This is a genomic window from Bacillus sp. TH30 (assembly GCF_016650875.1).
Lineage (GTDB): Bacteria > Bacillota > Bacilli > Bacillales > Bacillaceae_G > Bacillus_A > Bacillus_A mycoides.
Genome location: NZ_JAEKEY010000002.1, coordinates 3,501,051 through 3,517,854, shown reverse-complemented (window position 1 = coordinate 3,517,854; position 16,804 = coordinate 3,501,051). Strand labels below are relative to the sequence as shown.

Genomic DNA, 16,804 nt, shown 5'->3' with positions numbered 1-16,804 from the left:
AACTACAAAATACGACAAACACTCCCCTTACAACCAATAAGAAGAATAACTCCCCAGCACAGTAACAGAAAACCCGAGTGCTTCAAGTTCCATCATTACGCCTGGCAATAATACGTCATCATATGCTTTATCTACGTCGATTAAGAAAAAGTAATTTCCAAGACCTGTTTTCATCGGGCGAGATTCGATTTTTGATAAGTTTAATTTTCTCCATGCGAAAGCTGATAACACTTGATATAGTGCCCCTGCGTAATCAGCAGGTAACGTTATCATAAGCGTCGTTTTCTCTCCTCGGTTTTCTCCGTTATTTGGGAGTACTGCTTTCTTTTTCTTATGGAGAACAAGGAAACGTGTATGATTGTTTTTATGCGTATGAATATCACGCCTTACAATTGTTAATCCGTATTTTTCTGCCGCTGCTTCATTTGCAATAGCTGCAATTTTTTCTTCAGGATGTTCTTTCACATATTGCGCAGCAGCGCTTGTTGATGTCATATCGCGAACGGTTACCCCTTTTAATTCCTCATTTAAAAATTTATGGCACTGTGCAATGGCATGCGGATGAGAATGTACAGCGTATACTTCTTTCCACACTTCTTCGTACTGCGGGTGTACGAGTAAATGCTGCTGAATTGGCACTGTAATTTCTCCTACAATGGAAAGTGGCTGCTCATGTACGAGATAATCAACCGTTATATTAACTGAACCTTCTATGGCGTTCTCTAACGGTACGACCGCATAATCTACATTTTCATTTGCAGCTGCATCAATACAATCCGGAATCGTTCGATACGGTACATGCTCTGCTTCCGGAAAAAAACGACTCACCGCCATATTTGTAAATGTCGCTTCTGGTCCTAAATATCCTACTCGAATCATCGTCTTTTCCCTCTTTTTCGTTTTCTTACTGTTATACCATACTTTTTTATATTCTTCTATGAGAATTTCGAATATTAAAAAAAGACTAGCGTTCGCTAGTCTAAATGTTTCTTGTATTCTCTTTGAGCGAAGAAGAAATAGATGATACATGCAGCAATGTAAAACAGAATAAACAATCCCACTTTTCTTAATGATCCGTCCATAAAAAGAGTATTATGAAACGTATATAACGCAACTGCACTATGCATACTCCCTACTATAATTGGCGCAAAAAATAGCATACACAATTGCCAACGAGAAATCTTCCACACTTCTTCTTTCGTCATTCCAAGTTTAGAGAGCGCCCCGTACTGCTTTCGATCGGATGCAATATTATGAAACCATTTAAAATATACGATGCTACATGACGTAAGGAAGAATAATATGCTAATGAATGAGCCTATAAATAGAGTAATATCACCACCTTCTTTCATATTCACATATAATTCCATATTACTTCGAAACGCATCATTTGTATCATGTTTCATATGTTTCCGTAAAGCTTCGTTTAATTCCTTCGTATTTTCGATATTTGGTAATGTATACCCTCTATATATCATTTTTTCAGAATCCGGAATTGTATTTGCTATACTGTTAAAATCTTCATCATTCATGACAAAAAACAGACCATTAATGTATGAAGGGTGATAGTTAAATTGTACCCCTTCTTTCTGACCGTTAAATGCGAATGGATACGCTTGATTCATTACTTGCAATTGAATCTCTTTTTGATTATATACATTTGGATAATTGCGTTTATTATAATAGACAAGTGTAACTGTTCCTTTTTTAGGATAATACATTTTCTGTTTTTGTTTTCTTGCCTCTTGATTGTATTCACTTTCCTTTATAAGCGGTGCTACCTCTGTTTCTCCCTTATTGGACTGAAAGGATGCATACACTCCAACAAAACTCATAGATTGAAAATCATCATATCCATATTGATGTAATAAGTTTTCAACCTTGTCTTTCTCGAAAACTTCATGAGCAGAAGTGCCTTTTTCTATGTATGAAAATGAGTGTACTCCTCCGCCACGCCACATATCTTGCATGCTAGAAAAATATAAGAACACCGTACCTGTCGCCGTAACGACAAACGTTGTTGCCATAGACAACAGAAAGAAAAAGCGACTATTTTCCTTCATTCGATGTGACAATTGATTCACTATAAATAAATACGGATATGTATACATAATCTTTTTATTTCGTTTTATCACTTCTAACAATTGGCTAACACCATGTGTAAAAGAAAAATACGTTCCAAAAAAAATAAGTATAGACACAGGGAAAAAGTATAATGCTATCGTTTGCATCGTCACTTGTAGCGCTAGCGCATATCCCGTCCCTAAACAAGCAAAACCGAATAAACAAAGCCACTTTGATGTTTTCCTCTCTCGTTTATCTGTTCGAAATTCTTTTAATAACCGTATGATTTTTATATTCCATATACGTAAAGCACTTATAAAAGATAACAGAACAAAGACGAGCATATATATAACAAACGTTACACCAATCGCTCTCATGTCAAATATGACAGGGAGTTCTTTCGGAAGGCGAAGTAACATGCTAAACACCATAAAAAAGAGTTTTAAAAAAATCATGCCAAGCCCGATACCGAAAATATTAGCGAAAATTCCGATCAATATTTGCTCGGTCATAATCACTCCTATTACGTTAGACTTCGTCGCTCCCATTAACATATATAACCCTAATTCTTTCTTACGTGCTTCTATGAAAATAGAAGTAGAGTACAAAATAAATATGACGAAAAAAGAAATAATTATAACGTTACATATGATAAGTCCCCAGCGTACATTTTGATACCACATCGTCTCTTGCATATACGGATGTACAATGACAGACATGTATGCATAAGAAGCAAATATGGCAAAACAACTACTTAAGAAAAACACTTTATAATTACGCCAATTTCCCTTTATATTTTGTAGCGCCAGTTGCCGAATGTTCATCTATCGTCCTCCTGTACCTTACTACATAGGCAAAAAGCTAGAGGTTTCCCTAGCTTTTCACGTGTTTTAAATATCCTCTTTGCGCGATCATAAAGTAAATGGCAGAAGCTAAAATATAAGCCCCTATTACAATCGCACCTGATTTCCATAAATCGATATAAAGCATTTTCCCTAACGTATGAAGAGCAAATCCACTATGAATTGTACCGATTAAAATTGGGATAAAGAAGATAACACCCATTTGTCGAATTGCAATTTTACGAATTTCTTTATCTGTCATACCAATTCTTTTTAATGACTTAAATTGAATACGATCTTGTTCTTTATCATTAAACCATTTAAAGTATGTCATGCTACAAGCAAAGAAGAAGAACAGTACTGCTACGAAGAAGCCGATGAACATTGTAATCACTCCACCTTCTCTTATATCTTTATAAGCGAACACTGCGTTTCTCAATTCCCCTTGCTTTTCTGGTGCAATTTCCTTTTTCAAATCTAGCACAAGGTCTTCCGTACTTTTCCAGTCTTCAATATAATAACCATAATATTTCATCTTTTCTTCATCTGGTACGAGCTTTTCGTATTTCTCAAAATCTTGATCATTCACAATGAGATATTCGCTATCATTAAAAACAGAATATGACGTTGGCTCATTTAATCGAGCAGACTGCATTTGTCCGTTGATTGTAAATTCATACGGTTTCGTACGATCTATCTTCATAAGTTCATTTGCTGCATCAACCATAACCATCGTCGCACTACCTGGTGCATTATGAACCTCTGTAATTTGCTCTTTCTTTTGTTCACGTACTTCCGCGTTATATTCTTTTTCTGAAATAATCGTCATTGGTACTTCACGTTCACTGTTAAACAACATTATTTTCTGTGTTGCAGGTAGTTTTACGTAAATTACTTTTCGTGCATCTTCAAACCCATGTTTTTTTACAATCTCTTGTTCTTTTTCTTCATTAATCAGGCTATGCGTATTTAGTCCCTTTTCCTCATATGAAATAGCATGCGGTGTAAGCTCTATCGTTTTCGCACTCATATTTTCAAAATATACATAAAGCGTACCAACCGCTGAAGAAACAACCGCCGTAATAATAGAAATAACAAATAGAAAACGAGCATTATCTTTCATTTTATAAATAAGATTGCTAAGTACAAACATATTGGGATACGTATAAAAAGATTGTTTTCGTTTTTGCAATGCTTTTAATACGACTGTACTTCCTTGTGTAAATAGTAAATACGTTCCGCCAATTGTCAGTCCGACAATTGGTAAGAAATACATAATGAAATTCATAATTGTTACTTGGAAACAAAGTATATACGCAGCAATAATACAGCCTATACCAACTACCCCTAACCATGTAAATGCAAAAGGTTCTACTTTTTGTTTTCTTGCCTCTCTTAATAAATCAATAATTTGCAAGCGGCCTACTGTCCAAACACTAAACAATGATAGTATTAAAAAGAGGACAAAGTATATGCCAACTGTAATAAGAACTGCTTTTCCATTCCACACAAGCGGCAGTGTTTTATCAATTTTTAGTAAGACACTGAGTGCTTGGAAGAAAAGTTTTGAACAAAGCATTCCAATCCCAATACCTACTACAATGGCAATACTCCCTAACATCAGTTGCTCTAATATAATCATTCGGCCGAGCTGAGACTTCGTTCCACCTATTAACGTTAATAAGCCAAATTCTTTTTTTCTTGCTCGTAAAAACGTTGAATTCGCATATAAAATAAAGAGTGCTGAGAAGATGACTACAATATAATTCATCGATTCTAACCCTTTTGTAATCATCGTCTTCATACTAATATTACCGCTTACGACATCTGGATGATAAATGAAGGAAGCATACATGAAAAATACGACAATCGATAAACAACTACTAATAAGAAACGCTTTATAATTACGCCAATTTCCTTTTACGTTATTAAGCGCGAGCTGGCGAAAGTTCATGATATTCTCCTCCTAGCATCGCAAGTACGTCTAAAATTTCTTGGAAAAAGGCTTGCTTCGTTCTTCCTTTATGTATTTCTGAAAAAATCTCTCCATCACGTATGAAAAGGATACGTTCGCAATAACTAGCGGCTACTGGATCATGTGTTACCATTGCAATCGTTACTTTCTTTTGCTCATGCAAATCTTGAAGTGCTCCCATTAATGATTTCGCTGACTTAGAATCTAAGTTTCCTGTTGGCTCATCCGCTAAAATTAATGTTGGTTCATGAATAATCGCCCTTGCAGCTGCTGCACGTTGTTGTTGTCCACCTGATACTTCGTATACTTTTTTATTTAAAATTTCTTCGATGTTTAAAAACCTCGCAATTTCAAGTACTTTCGCATCGATTTCATTTACAGATTTCTTCGCCATTACAAGCGGCAAAATAATATTTTCTTTAATCGATAATGTATCAAGTAAGTTGAAATCTTGGAAAATGAATCCTAGATGTGTACGGCGAAATTCCGCCAATTTTGCAGCACGCATTTGATTAATTTCTTCACCATTTACAAGCACATGACCTGAAGTTTGCTTATCAATTGTTGCTAATAAATTTAAAAGCGTTGTTTTCCCGCTTCCTGAAGGCCCCATAATCCCTACAAACTCGCCTTCTTCAATTTTAAAATTTATATCATTTAAAGCAGTCGTCGCTACTGAACCTTTTGATTGATACACCTTTGTTAACCCTTTTACTTCAAGAACACTCATTTCTAATCCCCCTACGTGTTTTCTTCTTACATTTACTATAAGAAAAATAAGAAAAAGAAACGAGTGATTTCCCTTACAAAACGTTTTGTTATCTTACAGTTTTGTCATTTTTCTCATTAATGTATGATATTCTTCATCTTTTGCAAATTGGAACGTAACTGTTGTTCCTTCCCCTTCAGTTGATTGTACATACACTCCATGATGTAAATTACCGCAAATTTCCTTCGTAATATATAAACCCATACCTGTCGCTTCCCTTGTTTTACGGCCGTTTATTCCCGTAAAGAACGGATCAAATATACGCTTTACATCTTGCTCTGGAATACCAATTCCATTGTCCTTAATATGTAATAACACCTTTTGATCTTTCTCTTCAATTTGAAATTGAATTTCTTTTTTCTCTGCTTCTGAAATTTTTGTATACTTAATTGCATTCACAACAATTTGGCTCATCGCGATACTAAGCCACTTTCTATCAGACGCAATCATACAAGTCTCTTCTTCAAACATCATTTTCGGAAATACAGAAGATTGAATGAACGACTTCCGATTTTCATTAATAATATCTCGAATGACCTCTATAACATTTACTACTTCTACTTTATAGTCTTTCGAAAATTGATCTAACCTTGCCATATGTAACGCTAAATCTAACCCATTTAAAATACGGTTATTTTCTTCACGAATACTTTCAATCGTTCCCCTTGCTTCACGGTGTTCCTTACCATATTTCTGTAACAATAATTCAATAACGGATACTGGTGTTTTCATTTGATGGATCCACTGGTTCATAAAAATCATTTGCTGTTGCTCTTTTGCATGCTGCTTATGAACTTCATTCATATATTGCTGCCTTAATAGCGTAAACGCTTCAACAACCATTTCTTGCTCTGCTGTATAAGAAGTATCAATAAGTAAAGAGTCATGTAATGTATGTCCACCGGCAATATACTGTTCTATTCTCTTTAAAAACACACTTCGTTTTCGGTAATCGTAAATAAGGTATACACTAAACACAACTGTCCCTAATAAAAGCCCATATAACCACGTACCCCAATCAATTGATCTCTTTTCCAAGAGACTTTGCAGCTGCAATACGAGTCCAAATAAACAAAGGCTTACAATATAAGTAATAATTAAAGAAAAGCGGTCTATGAGGTAATTTTTAACCTTCATGCCCTTCGCCCCACTCAGTAAGAAGAGCATAACCGTACCCACGCTTTGTGACAATTGCATTTTTAATGCCTAACTCCTCAAGTTTCTTCCTTACACGCTTTACATTCACGGTTAATGTATTATCATCAACAAAAGCTACTTCATCCCATAAAGCCTCTAACAGCTCTTCACGTGTCACGTATTGATTTGCTTGTTTCATTAAACATTCTAATAAATAAAACTCATTTTTTGTAAGTTCCGTTTGTTGACCTTTCCACTCTACTGTGTGCTGTGATGGGAATAATAACAATCCATTAACACCTAAGCAGTCACTTTCCGCGGCCAAAGCATACTCACCATACCCGCGGCGGAGTGCACTTTTCACCTTTGCCATTACGATATCTAAATGGAATGGCTTCGTAATGTAATCATCTCCGCCATTTTCAATCGCCATTACTTGATCCATTTCCCCTGTTCTTGCAGAAACAAAAATAATCGGCGCATTCGATACAGTGCGGATTTGGCGGCACCAGTAGAAGCCATCAAAGTATGGTAAATTAATATCAAGTAACACAAGATGAGGACTTACTTTTACAAACTCATCTTTTATATGACGTAAATCGCTCACTCTGAAAGATTGATATCCATACCTTTCTAAATGCTCCTCTAATATCTCTGCAATTTTTTCATCATCTTCTACAATTAATATTTTATACATATTCCTTTTCTCCCCATAAAATATTCTTCTAAAATCACTCCTTTTTCTATTATAAATTGAAACTTTAATCAATGGGGATTTTTTCCTATATCGACTTATGGTTCGCCTATACGAATTGGGTTTTTACTGGACTCAAATAACAAAAAAAAAGACCGCCATATTTCGGCAGTCTTAATCGATAAATTCAAATTGATATTCAAGAATTTTCACAATATCTCCGTCTGTTGCACCACGTGCACGAAGGGCTTCATCAATACCCATTCCACGCATTTGACGAGCAAATCGGCGTACAGATTCATCACGTGAGAAGTCTGTCATCTTGAATGTTTTCTCAATGTCATAACCAGAAATAACAAATGTGCCATCACTTTCGCGTGTAATTTCAAAATTAGATTCAGATTCAAATTTGTACATTACACTTGCTTCAGATTCTTCTACATCATCGTACATTGGGAATTCTGGTGTTGTTTCTAATAAGTTCGCTACTTCAAATAGTAAGTCACGAACACCTTGTTTCGTTACAGCTGAGATTGGGAAAATTTTCACTTCGTCTCCCAATTTCTCTTTAAATGCTTGTAAGTTTTCTTCTGCATCTGGCATATCCATTTTGTTTGCAACAACAACTTGTGGACGCTCAGTTAAACGCATATTGTATTCTTTTAGTTCATTATTGATTGTGACATAATCTTCATATGGCTCACGTCCTTCTAAACCAGACATATCGATAACGTGCACAATTACACGTGTACGTTCGATATGACGTAAGAATTGGTGTCCAAGTCCAACGCCGGAGTGTGCGCCTTCAATTAGTCCAGGAAGGTCAGCCATAACGAAGCTGCGATTATCACCAGTTTCAACAACACCAAGATTCGGAACGATTGTTGTAAAGTGATATTCTGCAATTTTCGGACGCGCTGATGATACAACAGATAATAATGTAGATTTACCTACACTTGGGAATCCAACAAGTCCAACATCTGCTAGCACTTTAAGTTCTAGCGTGACATCACGTTCTTGACCTGGTTCCCCGTTCTCAGCGATTTCTGGCGCTGGGTTCGTCGCTGTTGCGAAACGTGAATTACCACGGCCACCACGGCCACCTCTTGCGATTACAGCTGTTTGTTCATGCGTTACTAAATCGGCAAGAATTTCACCTGTTTTTTCATCTTTCACTATTGTTCCTGGTGGAACCTTTACGATTAAATCTTCAGATTTACGACCGTGCTGACCTTTACTCATTCCGTGCTGACCGCGATCAGCTTTGAAATGACGTTGGTAGCGGAAGTCCATTAATGTACGTAAGCCTTCCTCAACAACAAAAACAACATCTGCACCTTTACCACCGTCGCCACCTGCTGGGCCACCTTTAGGTACATACTTCTCACGACGATACGCAACCATTCCGTTACCACCGTCGCCGCCTTTTACATATATCTTGACCTGATCTACAAACATTATTTCACCACACTTTTTTCGATTAGTTGTAATATAACTGAGACTTCTTCGTCTCGTACTGTATAAGAAATGGAATACCATTTATTGTTTTCGTTCGCAAGCCACGTTTGTAGTTCTTCTACATTCGTTAGCTTTCCACGAAAATCAAAAAAGAAACGAGCATTCTCCGCGTCACTTTCAATTGTGATACAAACATAATTTTCAACATATACGTCTAAACTATGCTGAAGCATTAAGAAAAACTGATTCGTCCATGTACATACAGTCTCATCTAGATGAGATAAGTTATGTAATTCCCCTAATACTTCGTACTCCAATAAGCACGGTTGCTGTTTCCAATTATATGTTAAAATCCACTCTGAAAATAAAGGCATTGATAGCCCCATCAGATTGGATTCTTGTCTCGCTTCTTGGACAAAACGATCGATGAGCCTATGAATCTCTTCCACTTTTCCAAGGGAAAGATTTCCTTTAACCATCTGCAAACGATTGAGCCAATCATGTCTCGAGTGGCTCAACGCATCTATAATTGTCCATTTTTCATTCATTTAGATACCCCTTAATATAGAAAAACTCTAACCTGCACTCAGGTTAGAGTTTTCCGTGAGTTCTTATGCTTCTTGAGCAACAGGATATACGCTCACTTGTTTGCGGTCACGACCAAGACGCTCAAAGCGTACTACGCCGTCAACTTTCGCGTATAAAGTGTCATCGCCACCACGACCAACGTTAACACCTGGATAAATTTTTGTACCGCGTTGACGGTAAAGAATTGAACCACCTGAAACCGTTTGACCATCTGCGCGTTTAGCACCAAGACGTTTTGACTGAGAGTCACGACCGTTCTTTGTACTACCTACACCTTTCTTAGATGCGAAAAACTGAAGATCTAATCTTAACATACGTTACACCTCCTGCACTTTTTCTATTAAACGGATATACTTTCCGTAATCAAGTTCAATCGTCTTAAGTGAAACAACCAATCCTTCTAAAAGTATTTGTGCTTTTTCTGCTGTATGAACGTCTAAATCATTAGGCAATTCATACGTCAAGAATCCGCCATCACTTCCGAGTTCAATAGTTGCCTGCACATTACAAAGTTCTTCCACTGCATTTATAGAACCAAACACAACCGCTGTAGTTCCAGCACAGACAAGATCTTGTCCATGTGGCGCATAATTGGCATGTCCAGTCATTTTAAATGATCGGATACTTCCTAGTTTCGTGCGACTTATCGTAATCTTAATCATCTTAACCAGAATTAAGCGTTGATAGCTTCAACTACTAGCTTAGTGTAAGGTTGACGATGACCTTGTTTCTTACGATTGTTCTTTTTCGCTTTGTATTTGAAAACGATGATTTTCTTAGCGCGACCTTGTTTTTCAACTTTCGCAGTAACTGTTGCACCCTCTACAACTGGGCTACCAACTTTCACGTTTTCGCCACCAACGAAAAGAACTTTGTCAAAAGTAACAGTTTCACCAGCTTCAACATCTAATTTTTCAATGTAGATTGCTTGACCAGCTTCAACTTTAATTTGTTTTCCACCTGTTTCGATAATTGCGTACATACTTGCACCTCCTCTTAATTACTAAGACTCGCCAAAAACGAGGTAGACATAAAATGTCTTTAGGGAACCTGTCTTGTGCGGTTGTAGCATATAGCAGTTTAGGTGCTATAAACTATAACATAAAAATATTACCATGACTCATTGACTATTGTCAATGAATGTTCTGCTAACTATTTTTTCCGTTCTACAATTTCTTTCTTACTTCCAAAACGGATAATAGCGTACTTTTCGATAATATCATCTTTGAAATAAATTTCAAATGGAATATTTTTTTGTAATTCTTTTTGTGAAAAATGTTTTTGTACTTTTTTTGAAGCACCAATCAATACAGCTTCATCCTCTATATTACCATAAGTAATAAGCTCTCTCTCTAGCTCATACGCAATTGTTTCATTAGATATAACGTAACCTGTCGCTTTACAAGGCGCACACTCTTCTAATAATACGTCACGTAACGAATGTTTCTTGCGCTTACGCGTCATCTCTAAAATACCTAACTCTGTAAACCCAAGCACTCTTGTATATGTGCGATCATCTTGTAAAGCTATCATTAAACGCTCTCTTACCTTCTCTTTATCTTCCCGTCTTTTCATATTAATAAAATCAATTAATATCATCCCGCCAATATCACGAAGTCTTAATTGACGAGCAATCTCTTCAGCAGCCATTTCATTTGTGCGAAATACGGTATCTTGTAAATTTTGTTTTCCAGTAAATTTACCTGTATTCACATCAATTACAGTCATCGTCTCCATTTGTTCTACAATTAGATAGGCACCATTTGGTAGCCAAACAATTTTTTGAAGTGCTTTCTCGATTTCACGATCTATTCCAAAGTGGTTAAACATCGAAGATTTTTCATTATAAAAGGATACTCTTTCTTTCCCTACTTTTTCTTCTAATTCTTTTACTATACTTCTCGTATCTACAACTATTTTTTCAATTGTTTCAATTGGGTTCTCCTGAAATACACGATCTAAAAACGTCGCTGGTTGATGAAGTAGTAAGGGCGCCTTCCCTTGATCTTCTTTTCTTTTTAACTCTTCATATAACTGCTGCAACCCTTGCATTTCAGCTTGTATTTCATCGATCGTTCCTTTTTCAGAAGCAGAACGGAAAATGTATCCACCTGTTCCTTCTACTTCAATTCCCAGTAACTGTTGTCTTCTTTTATTATTTTTTATTTTCCGAGAAACAGCGCGCATGTCATCATAGGGCATGTAAACGACATATTTTCCGGTAACTTCTATCTTCGCCGTTAATTTTGGCCCCTTCGTATCAATTGCCTCTTTCACAACTTGTACAAGTATCGCCTGTCCTTCATGTATGCGATATGAAGATGGTACATCATCAAATGAAAGATATGCATGTTTTTCTAATCCGATATTTACAAAGGCTGCGTTCATTCCAGCAATTGTTCTTACGATACGCCCAACATAAATATGTCCGACAATCTCCTGCTCTTCATTCCGTTTCCATAAAAGCTCTACAATTTTTTGTTTCTCTTCTATCGCAACACGCTTTTCCGAACCAGTGTAGTTAATATATAACGTCTTCAAAATTCTTTCCTCACTTTTCATTTCTTTTCCTTACAATATAAAAGGTTAGTGTCGTCGTCAACACTAACCAATTAATTCTTCAACAGATGAGGTTGTTCGTTTTTCAGCAAAATACGCATACAACAATTCATTTTCGTCCAATGTGTAATGCTCTTTATATTTTCCATGGACGATAATAGAGTGTTTATATCCTCTGCGAAATTTTGTGAAAATCGTATATAAATGATCTTCCGTTTTCACCTCAATAGGTGCTATTTTTTCAATATCTCTTTTATTCCCATAATAACGCTCTAATAAAAAACGCATAAATGCGTACCGTCTTTGTTTCCATTCTTGATATAAAGAAATCGCTAGAAAAACGAGTAATACCCACATCATAATGTTATTACTATTCCAAAGTAACTGCCATCCTAATATTACACTAAAAAAAACACATGACAATTTCATCATCTTTTCATGTGCTTGTAAATAGGGAAAACGATATGATAATACATTAAATAATACTTTTCCGCCATCAAGTGGCCAAATAGGCAATAAATTAAACCCTAAAATAATGACATTATTCCATACAAAGAAATGGTACAAATCATCAGTTACCCAGCCCGCTTTATACAAAATGTAAGCGACCGCAATCATCCATATATGCTGAATTGGCCCCGCCATAACGACAATTAATTCTTCTTTTAATGATTTATTCCCATGTTCTTCCATCTCGACTACGCCACCAAACGGCAAAAGCTGAATTTGTTTAATACGCCAATTATAATACGCTGCGGCAAAAGCATGCCCAAGTTCATGAACTAAAACGATACAAAATAACAATAGTAACTCTTTAAAACGCGCCGTAAAAATACCAATGACAATAATAACCCAAAATAACGGATGCACAGAAATTTTCGTGAAAACATCCCTATATTTAATCAAATGAAATCACCTGAATTGGATCAATAAATTTTTCATTCTTTTTTATTGCAAAATAAAATTTTCCATTTTTATTGTTTTCATCATTACTCACTATTCCAATTCTTTGTTTCTTTGAAACGTAATCATATAATTTTACTGACATATCATTTAAATTTGCATACCATGACTCCGTGCCATCAGCGTGCTGAATTTGAACTGTATTTCCAAGTTCCTCTTTCTTGCCCGCAAAAACAACTATACCTTCATTTACTGACTCCACCGTTGCATTTGTAGCCGTTTGAACAAATACACCCTGGCCGTTTTTTTGAAATCCTTGCATCACCTTTCCAGAGGCAGGAATCGCATAATCCTTTTGCTGAATAGCCTCTTCTTTTTTCTCATTTGGAGAAAAGAACACGAGAGGTTTTCCAAACTGATTTTCATACCATTTCGATATAGTAGCAAATTGAAATTCTTCTTGCATAACTTTTTCTGTAACAGCTCTAGTACCATCAAAAGAAGAAGGTGCGTTCTTAAATAAAATAGCAACCGAAAGAACTAATATTGCTGATAGCAAAACTTTGAAGAGAAAAACTTCTTTTCGAAATAGAGGATGAATTTCCTTCTCCCCCTCTTCAATAAAGACCGTTTCGCTATCAAAATCTCCTCCCGCAAAATACTGCTCTTCTTCTAGCAATTCTTGCTCTGCTTTCCTTTTCGCAATCCGCTTTTTAATTTCTTCCACACGTCTATTCTTCATACTGTCTCCTTTCTTTCGTTAGCCTTATTCAAATAGAAACAGTTATATACAGTTTGTACATATGTATGAGTTATAGAAGGAAGATATTCATGCGAAGAAAAAAGAAAGCACTCCGCATTTATGCGAAGTGCTTTTAACGGATTCCAAAGAAATTTTTCATCTTTGTAAATACCGATACTTTTTCTTGTTCAAATGCTTGTAATGGTACATTCTCACCTAACAAGCGTCTTGCAATATTACGATAAGCTATTGCTGCTTTCCCACTAGGTTGCAGCGCTACAGGTTCACCTGTATTCGTAGCACGAATAACTTCATCATCATCCTCGACAACTCCAAGAAGTTCGATTGACAGTGTACGTACGATTTCATCAACGTCTAACATATCCTGTTCATGAAGCATATGACTACGCACACGGTTAATGACAAGTTTCGGTGGTTCAATATCCTCTTTCTCTAAAAGCCCGATAATACGATCCGCATCACGCATTGAGGATACTTCTGGTGTTGTTACAACGATTGCTTTATCCGCACCTGCTACTGCATTTTTAAACCCCTGCTCAATCCCCGCAGGACAATCAATTAATATGTAATCATAATCTTGACGTAATACTTGTATTAATTCATCCATTTGTTCAGGTGTTACCGCCGATTTATCGCTCGTTTGTGCTGCAGGTAATAAATAAAGATCATCAAAACGCTTATCTTTAATAAGAGCCTGAGGTAAACGACAACGCCCTTCAACGACATCAACAAGATCAAATACAATACGATTTTCTAGCCCCATTACTACGTCTAAATTGCGTAAACCGATATCTGTATCAATTAAACACACTTTTTTTCCAGATAACGCAAGGGCTGTACCAATGTTCGCAGACGTTGTAGTTTTACCTACTCCGCCTTTTCCAGATGTAATTACTATTGCCTCTCCCACAGCTATACAATTCCCCTTTCTAACTTTGTTAAATTAGGTCTAAGATGAGTGAGAAGTTGCAGGCGATCGACAACAATGTGATTATTCTCATTAATGTACGCACATTCTGCCGCCTCTGCTCCGTCTTCTTTCTCTTCCGGAGCCCGCATTGTCACATCACTAATTCGGAGTTGCATAGGGTTCATAATAGATGCAGCAATAACAGCTTCTGAATCTCCATCATACCCCGCATGTGCAATTCCTCTTAATGATCCCAAGACAAAAATATTCCCCCCAGCGATAACCGTTCCGCCTGGATTAACATCTCCAATTAATAATAAATTGCCTTTTACATGTAACACTTGTCCAGAGCGAACAATTTTGGAAATAGGGACAATTTCTGTTTCTTCTTTCCAAGCTATTGCTTCTGCTTTTGTTATAACATCACTTTCGATTGATTCTACAACAAGGTTCTTCTTATTGCGAATTAACGTACGAATCTCTTCTTGTTGTACTTCTGTTAAATAGCGATTTCCTACTTTAACACGCACTTCAATTAAAGAACGTCCGTCACTCTCATAGTAATGTGTAGAAAGCTTTTCATCCAATTCTTTTAGTAGCTCAGAGAATGAACAGCAATCATCTAAATGAAGTGTTATTCCATCTTTTGTCCCTTTTATCGTTACATTTTGTTGCTTTTTTTCTTCCACTAAAGTTCACCCCACCGATTCAATTCGACATAAAATTAGAAAATCCTTTTTTCTTTTTCTTCTATCGCTTTTGAAAGACGCACTAAATATCGTCTCAGTGGGAAACAAACTATTAATAAGAAAATTCCATTTAGCAATAAAGTAGCAAGGAGACGATCTGTGAAAAAGACAGATGCTGACATGTGAGTACGTCCTAACAAAGTTAAAAACCCATACACATAATACTCTAATGCTGCAATGCCAGCCAGTACGATAGAAGCGACAATAAATAAATTCAATTGTAATACTTTCATCACACTATAAACTAAATAAGCTAAAATCGGATAAGCAAATATATATATACCGACAAGTTCCGTGTATACGGTATCAAATAAGAAACCAAATAATAGTCCGTAGTAAATCCCTTGAACCGGACTATAGTACACTGTAATAAAACATAACACAATTATAAAGAAATGCGGTGCTGCTATACTGCCTTTCCAAAAGACGTCTGTTGGAACAACAGTAGAGAACATATTTTCAAATAAAAAAACAAAAAGGAGCAAAAGAGGAAGAGCTGCTCTTTTTAAAATCGTCATCATCTCTTCTCTCCCTCCTATTCTAACGGCGCTGTAGGCATATCACGTTTTGCAACTATAATATGCTCTACATCATTCAAATCAGCGGATGGTTTTACATAAGCTGTTTTTGTTAAACCGTATGGATCTGGCTGAACATCAACAATTTTCCCAATCGCAAGACCTTTTGGGAAGATATCACCAAGTCCAGATGTTACAACTAGTTGATCTTTTTCTACTTTTGCATCAGAGCTAATCTTTGTGAAAAGAAGTAGTTGTTTTTCTTTATCGTAACCTTCAATTAATCCAAAGATATTTTCTTGTCCTTGTACAATAGCAGAAACACGGTTTGTTCGGCTCATCGAACTTAACAACTCTACTGAAGATGTAAACTGAGATACACTTTTTACGCGTCCAACTAAACCTTTCGGAGTTACAACAGCCATATCTTTTTTGATCCCTTGCTGTGCTCCTTTATCAATTCCAACTAAATCGTACCATTTATCGGGATTACGAGAAACCACACTGGCTTGTACTTCCGTATAATCACCACGGGACTTTTCTTTACCAGTTAATTCTCGTAGTTTTTTATTCTCATCGTCTAAATTTTTCACTACTGCAGATAAATCTGCGGTAGAATCTAATTTTGCTTTCAGCTTTTTATTCTCTTCATACGTGCGCTTTACATCTTCTACGTTCTCGAAGAATCCGGCAACATAATTCGCTGGCTTTTGGAATACACGTTCTACAACACCGACAGTATCTTTTATAAACTGCTCTGGCCATGATAAACTGTTCCGTTCTTTCAATGAGATTCCAATCAATGCCACGAGAAGAATAATACTAACTAACAAAACAATTAATCTTTTGTTTAAGAAAAACTGTGGCACGTTCAC

18 protein-coding genes and 1 other annotated feature are annotated in these 16,804 nt (G+C 36.3%); all 18 genes read right to left on the bottom strand.

The window, feature by feature from the left end; translation table 11 throughout:
• Positions 1–27: 27 nt before the first annotated feature.
• Complete coding sequence (pheA, locus tag JFU20_RS20290) at positions 28–879, bottom strand: prephenate dehydratase (RefSeq protein ID WP_002015384.1); 852 nt, start codon at positions 877–879, stop codon at positions 28–30.
• Between the two features lie 95 nt (positions 880–974).
• Positions 975–2,888, bottom strand: a complete 1,914-nt coding sequence (locus tag JFU20_RS20285; protein WP_201038863.1) for an ABC transporter permease — start codon at positions 2,886–2,888, stop codon at positions 975–977.
• A 49-nt stretch (positions 2,889–2,937) separates the two neighbouring features.
• Positions 2,938–4,860, bottom strand: a complete 1,923-nt coding sequence (locus JFU20_RS20280) for an ABC transporter permease (RefSeq protein WP_201038862.1) — start codon at positions 4,858–4,860, stop codon at positions 2,938–2,940.
• On the bottom strand, positions 4,835–5,611 hold the full coding sequence (locus JFU20_RS20275; protein ID WP_002190773.1) for an ABC transporter ATP-binding protein: 777 nt from the start codon (positions 5,609–5,611) through the stop codon (positions 4,835–4,837). Before JFU20_RS20275 ends, JFU20_RS20280 begins: the two co-directional genes overlap by 26 nt.
• A 93-nt stretch (positions 5,612–5,704) precedes the next feature.
• Positions 5,705–6,787 (bottom strand): HAMP domain-containing histidine kinase, encoded by a 1,083-nt coding sequence (locus JFU20_RS20270; RefSeq protein ID WP_201038861.1) that lies wholly within the window; start codon positions 6,785–6,787, stop codon positions 5,705–5,707.
• The gene (locus tag JFU20_RS20265) at positions 6,777–7,484 is read right to left on the bottom strand and encodes a response regulator transcription factor (RefSeq protein ID WP_002034150.1); all 708 of its coding nucleotides are present in this window, start codon (positions 7,482–7,484) and stop codon (positions 6,777–6,779) included. The genes JFU20_RS20270 and JFU20_RS20265 overlap by 11 nt, the downstream gene beginning before the upstream one ends.
• Positions 7,485–7,655: 171 nt before the next feature.
• Positions 7,656–8,939: a GTPase ObgE gene (obgE, locus tag JFU20_RS20260; protein ID WP_002015378.1), complete on the bottom strand. Its 1,284-nt coding sequence runs from the start codon at positions 8,937–8,939 to the stop codon at positions 7,656–7,658.
• Positions 8,939–9,487, bottom strand: coding sequence for a sporulation initiation phosphotransferase B (locus tag JFU20_RS20255; RefSeq protein WP_003191647.1), 549 nt, complete (start codon positions 9,485–9,487; stop codon positions 8,939–8,941). The genes obgE and JFU20_RS20255 overlap by 1 nt, the downstream gene beginning before the upstream one ends.
• A gap of 63 nt (positions 9,488–9,550) precedes the next feature.
• Positions 9,551–9,841, bottom strand: coding sequence for a 50S ribosomal protein L27 (gene rpmA, locus JFU20_RS20250; RefSeq protein WP_000944957.1), 291 nt, complete (start codon positions 9,839–9,841; stop codon positions 9,551–9,553).
• A 3-nt stretch (positions 9,842–9,844) separates the two neighbouring features.
• Entirely contained in the window at positions 9,845–10,189 is a 345-nt protein-coding gene (locus JFU20_RS20245) for a ribosomal-processing cysteine protease Prp (protein WP_002138477.1), read from the bottom strand.
• Positions 10,190–10,200: 11 nt separating this feature from the next.
• Complete coding sequence (gene rplU, locus JFU20_RS20240) at positions 10,201–10,509, bottom strand: 50S ribosomal protein L21 (protein WP_000270907.1); 309 nt, start codon at positions 10,507–10,509, stop codon at positions 10,201–10,203.
• A gap of 14 nt (positions 10,510–10,523) precedes the next feature.
• Positions 10,524–10,602 (bottom strand) — a sequence feature (ribosomal protein L21 leader region).
• A 77-nt stretch (positions 10,603–10,679) separates the two neighbouring features.
• Positions 10,680–12,089 carry an Rne/Rng family ribonuclease gene (locus JFU20_RS20235; RefSeq protein ID WP_002015376.1) on the bottom strand — a complete coding sequence of 470 codons (1,410 nt, stop codon included), beginning with the start codon at positions 12,087–12,089 and terminating at the stop codon, positions 10,680–10,682.
• A 42-nt stretch (positions 12,090–12,131) separates the two neighbouring features.
• Positions 12,132–12,992 (bottom strand): M50 family metallopeptidase, encoded by an 861-nt coding sequence (locus tag JFU20_RS20230; RefSeq protein WP_002088816.1) that lies wholly within the window; start codon positions 12,990–12,992, stop codon positions 12,132–12,134.
• A complete protein-coding gene (locus JFU20_RS20225; RefSeq protein ID WP_002165033.1) occupies positions 12,985–13,731 on the bottom strand; it encodes a M23 family metallopeptidase in 747 nt (248 codons plus the stop codon). Before JFU20_RS20225 ends, JFU20_RS20230 begins: the two co-directional genes overlap by 8 nt.
• 133 nt (positions 13,732–13,864) lie before the next feature.
• Positions 13,865–14,662: a septum site-determining protein MinD gene (minD, locus tag JFU20_RS20220; RefSeq protein WP_000503308.1), complete on the bottom strand. Its 798-nt coding sequence runs from the start codon at positions 14,660–14,662 to the stop codon at positions 13,865–13,867.
• A 2-nt stretch (positions 14,663–14,664) separates the two neighbouring features.
• Positions 14,665–15,351 carry a septum site-determining protein MinC gene (gene minC / locus JFU20_RS20215; protein WP_002015372.1) on the bottom strand — a complete coding sequence of 229 codons (687 nt, stop codon included), beginning with the start codon at positions 15,349–15,351 and terminating at the stop codon, positions 14,665–14,667.
• A 35-nt stretch (positions 15,352–15,386) separates the two neighbouring features.
• Positions 15,387–15,932, bottom strand: coding sequence for a rod shape-determining protein MreD (gene mreD / locus JFU20_RS20210; protein WP_002015371.1), 546 nt, complete (start codon positions 15,930–15,932; stop codon positions 15,387–15,389).
• Positions 15,933–15,946: 14 nt separating this feature from the next.
• Complete coding sequence (gene mreC / locus JFU20_RS20205; RefSeq protein ID WP_002138478.1) at positions 15,947–16,798, bottom strand: rod shape-determining protein MreC; 852 nt, start codon at positions 16,796–16,798, stop codon at positions 15,947–15,949.
• Between the last annotated feature and the right edge of the window lie 6 nt (positions 16,799–16,804).

Bases quoted from the DNA above. Each gene is read 5' to 3' on its own strand.
- JFU20_RS20255 (WP_003191647.1), bottom strand. From the start codon at position 9,487: ATGAATGAAAAATGGACAATTATAGATGCGTTGAGCCACTCGAGACAT.
- JFU20_RS20265 (WP_002034150.1), bottom strand. From the start codon at position 7,484: ATGTATAAAATATTAATTGTAGAAGATGATGAAAAAATTGCAGAGATA.
- JFU20_RS20245 (WP_002138477.1), bottom strand. From the start codon at position 10,189: ATGATTAAGATTACGATAAGTCGCACGAAACTAGGAAGTATCCGATCA.
- JFU20_RS20275 (WP_002190773.1), bottom strand. From the start codon at position 5,611: ATGAGTGTTCTTGAAGTAAAAGGGTTAACAAAGGTGTATCAATCAAAA.
- JFU20_RS20225 (WP_002165033.1), bottom strand. From the start codon at position 13,731: ATGAAGAATAGACGTGTGGAAGAAATTAAAAAGCGGATTGCGAAAAGG.
- JFU20_RS20270 (WP_201038861.1), bottom strand. From the start codon at position 6,787: ATGAAGGTTAAAAATTACCTCATAGACCGCTTTTCTTTAATTATTACT.
- pheA (WP_002015384.1), bottom strand. From the start codon at position 879: ATGATTCGAGTAGGATATTTAGGACCAGAAGCGACATTTACAAATATG.
- rpmA (WP_000944957.1), bottom strand. From the start codon at position 9,841: ATGTTAAGATTAGATCTTCAGTTTTTCGCATCTAAGAAAGGTGTAGGT.
- rplU (WP_000270907.1), bottom strand. From the start codon at position 10,509: ATGTACGCAATTATCGAAACAGGTGGAAAACAAATTAAAGTTGAAGCT.
- JFU20_RS20235 (WP_002015376.1), bottom strand. From the start codon at position 12,089: ATGAAAAGTGAGGAAAGAATTTTGAAGACGTTATATATTAACTACACT.
- mreD (WP_002015371.1), bottom strand. From the start codon at position 15,932: ATGATGACGATTTTAAAAAGAGCAGCTCTTCCTCTTTTGCTCCTTTTT.
- JFU20_RS20280 (WP_201038862.1), bottom strand. From the start codon at position 4,860: ATGAACTTTCGCCAGCTCGCGCTTAATAACGTAAAAGGAAATTGGCGT.
- JFU20_RS20285 (WP_201038863.1), bottom strand. From the start codon at position 2,888: ATGAACATTCGGCAACTGGCGCTACAAAATATAAAGGGAAATTGGCGT.
- obgE (WP_002015378.1), bottom strand. From the start codon at position 8,939: ATGTTTGTAGATCAGGTCAAGATATATGTAAAAGGCGGCGACGGTGGT.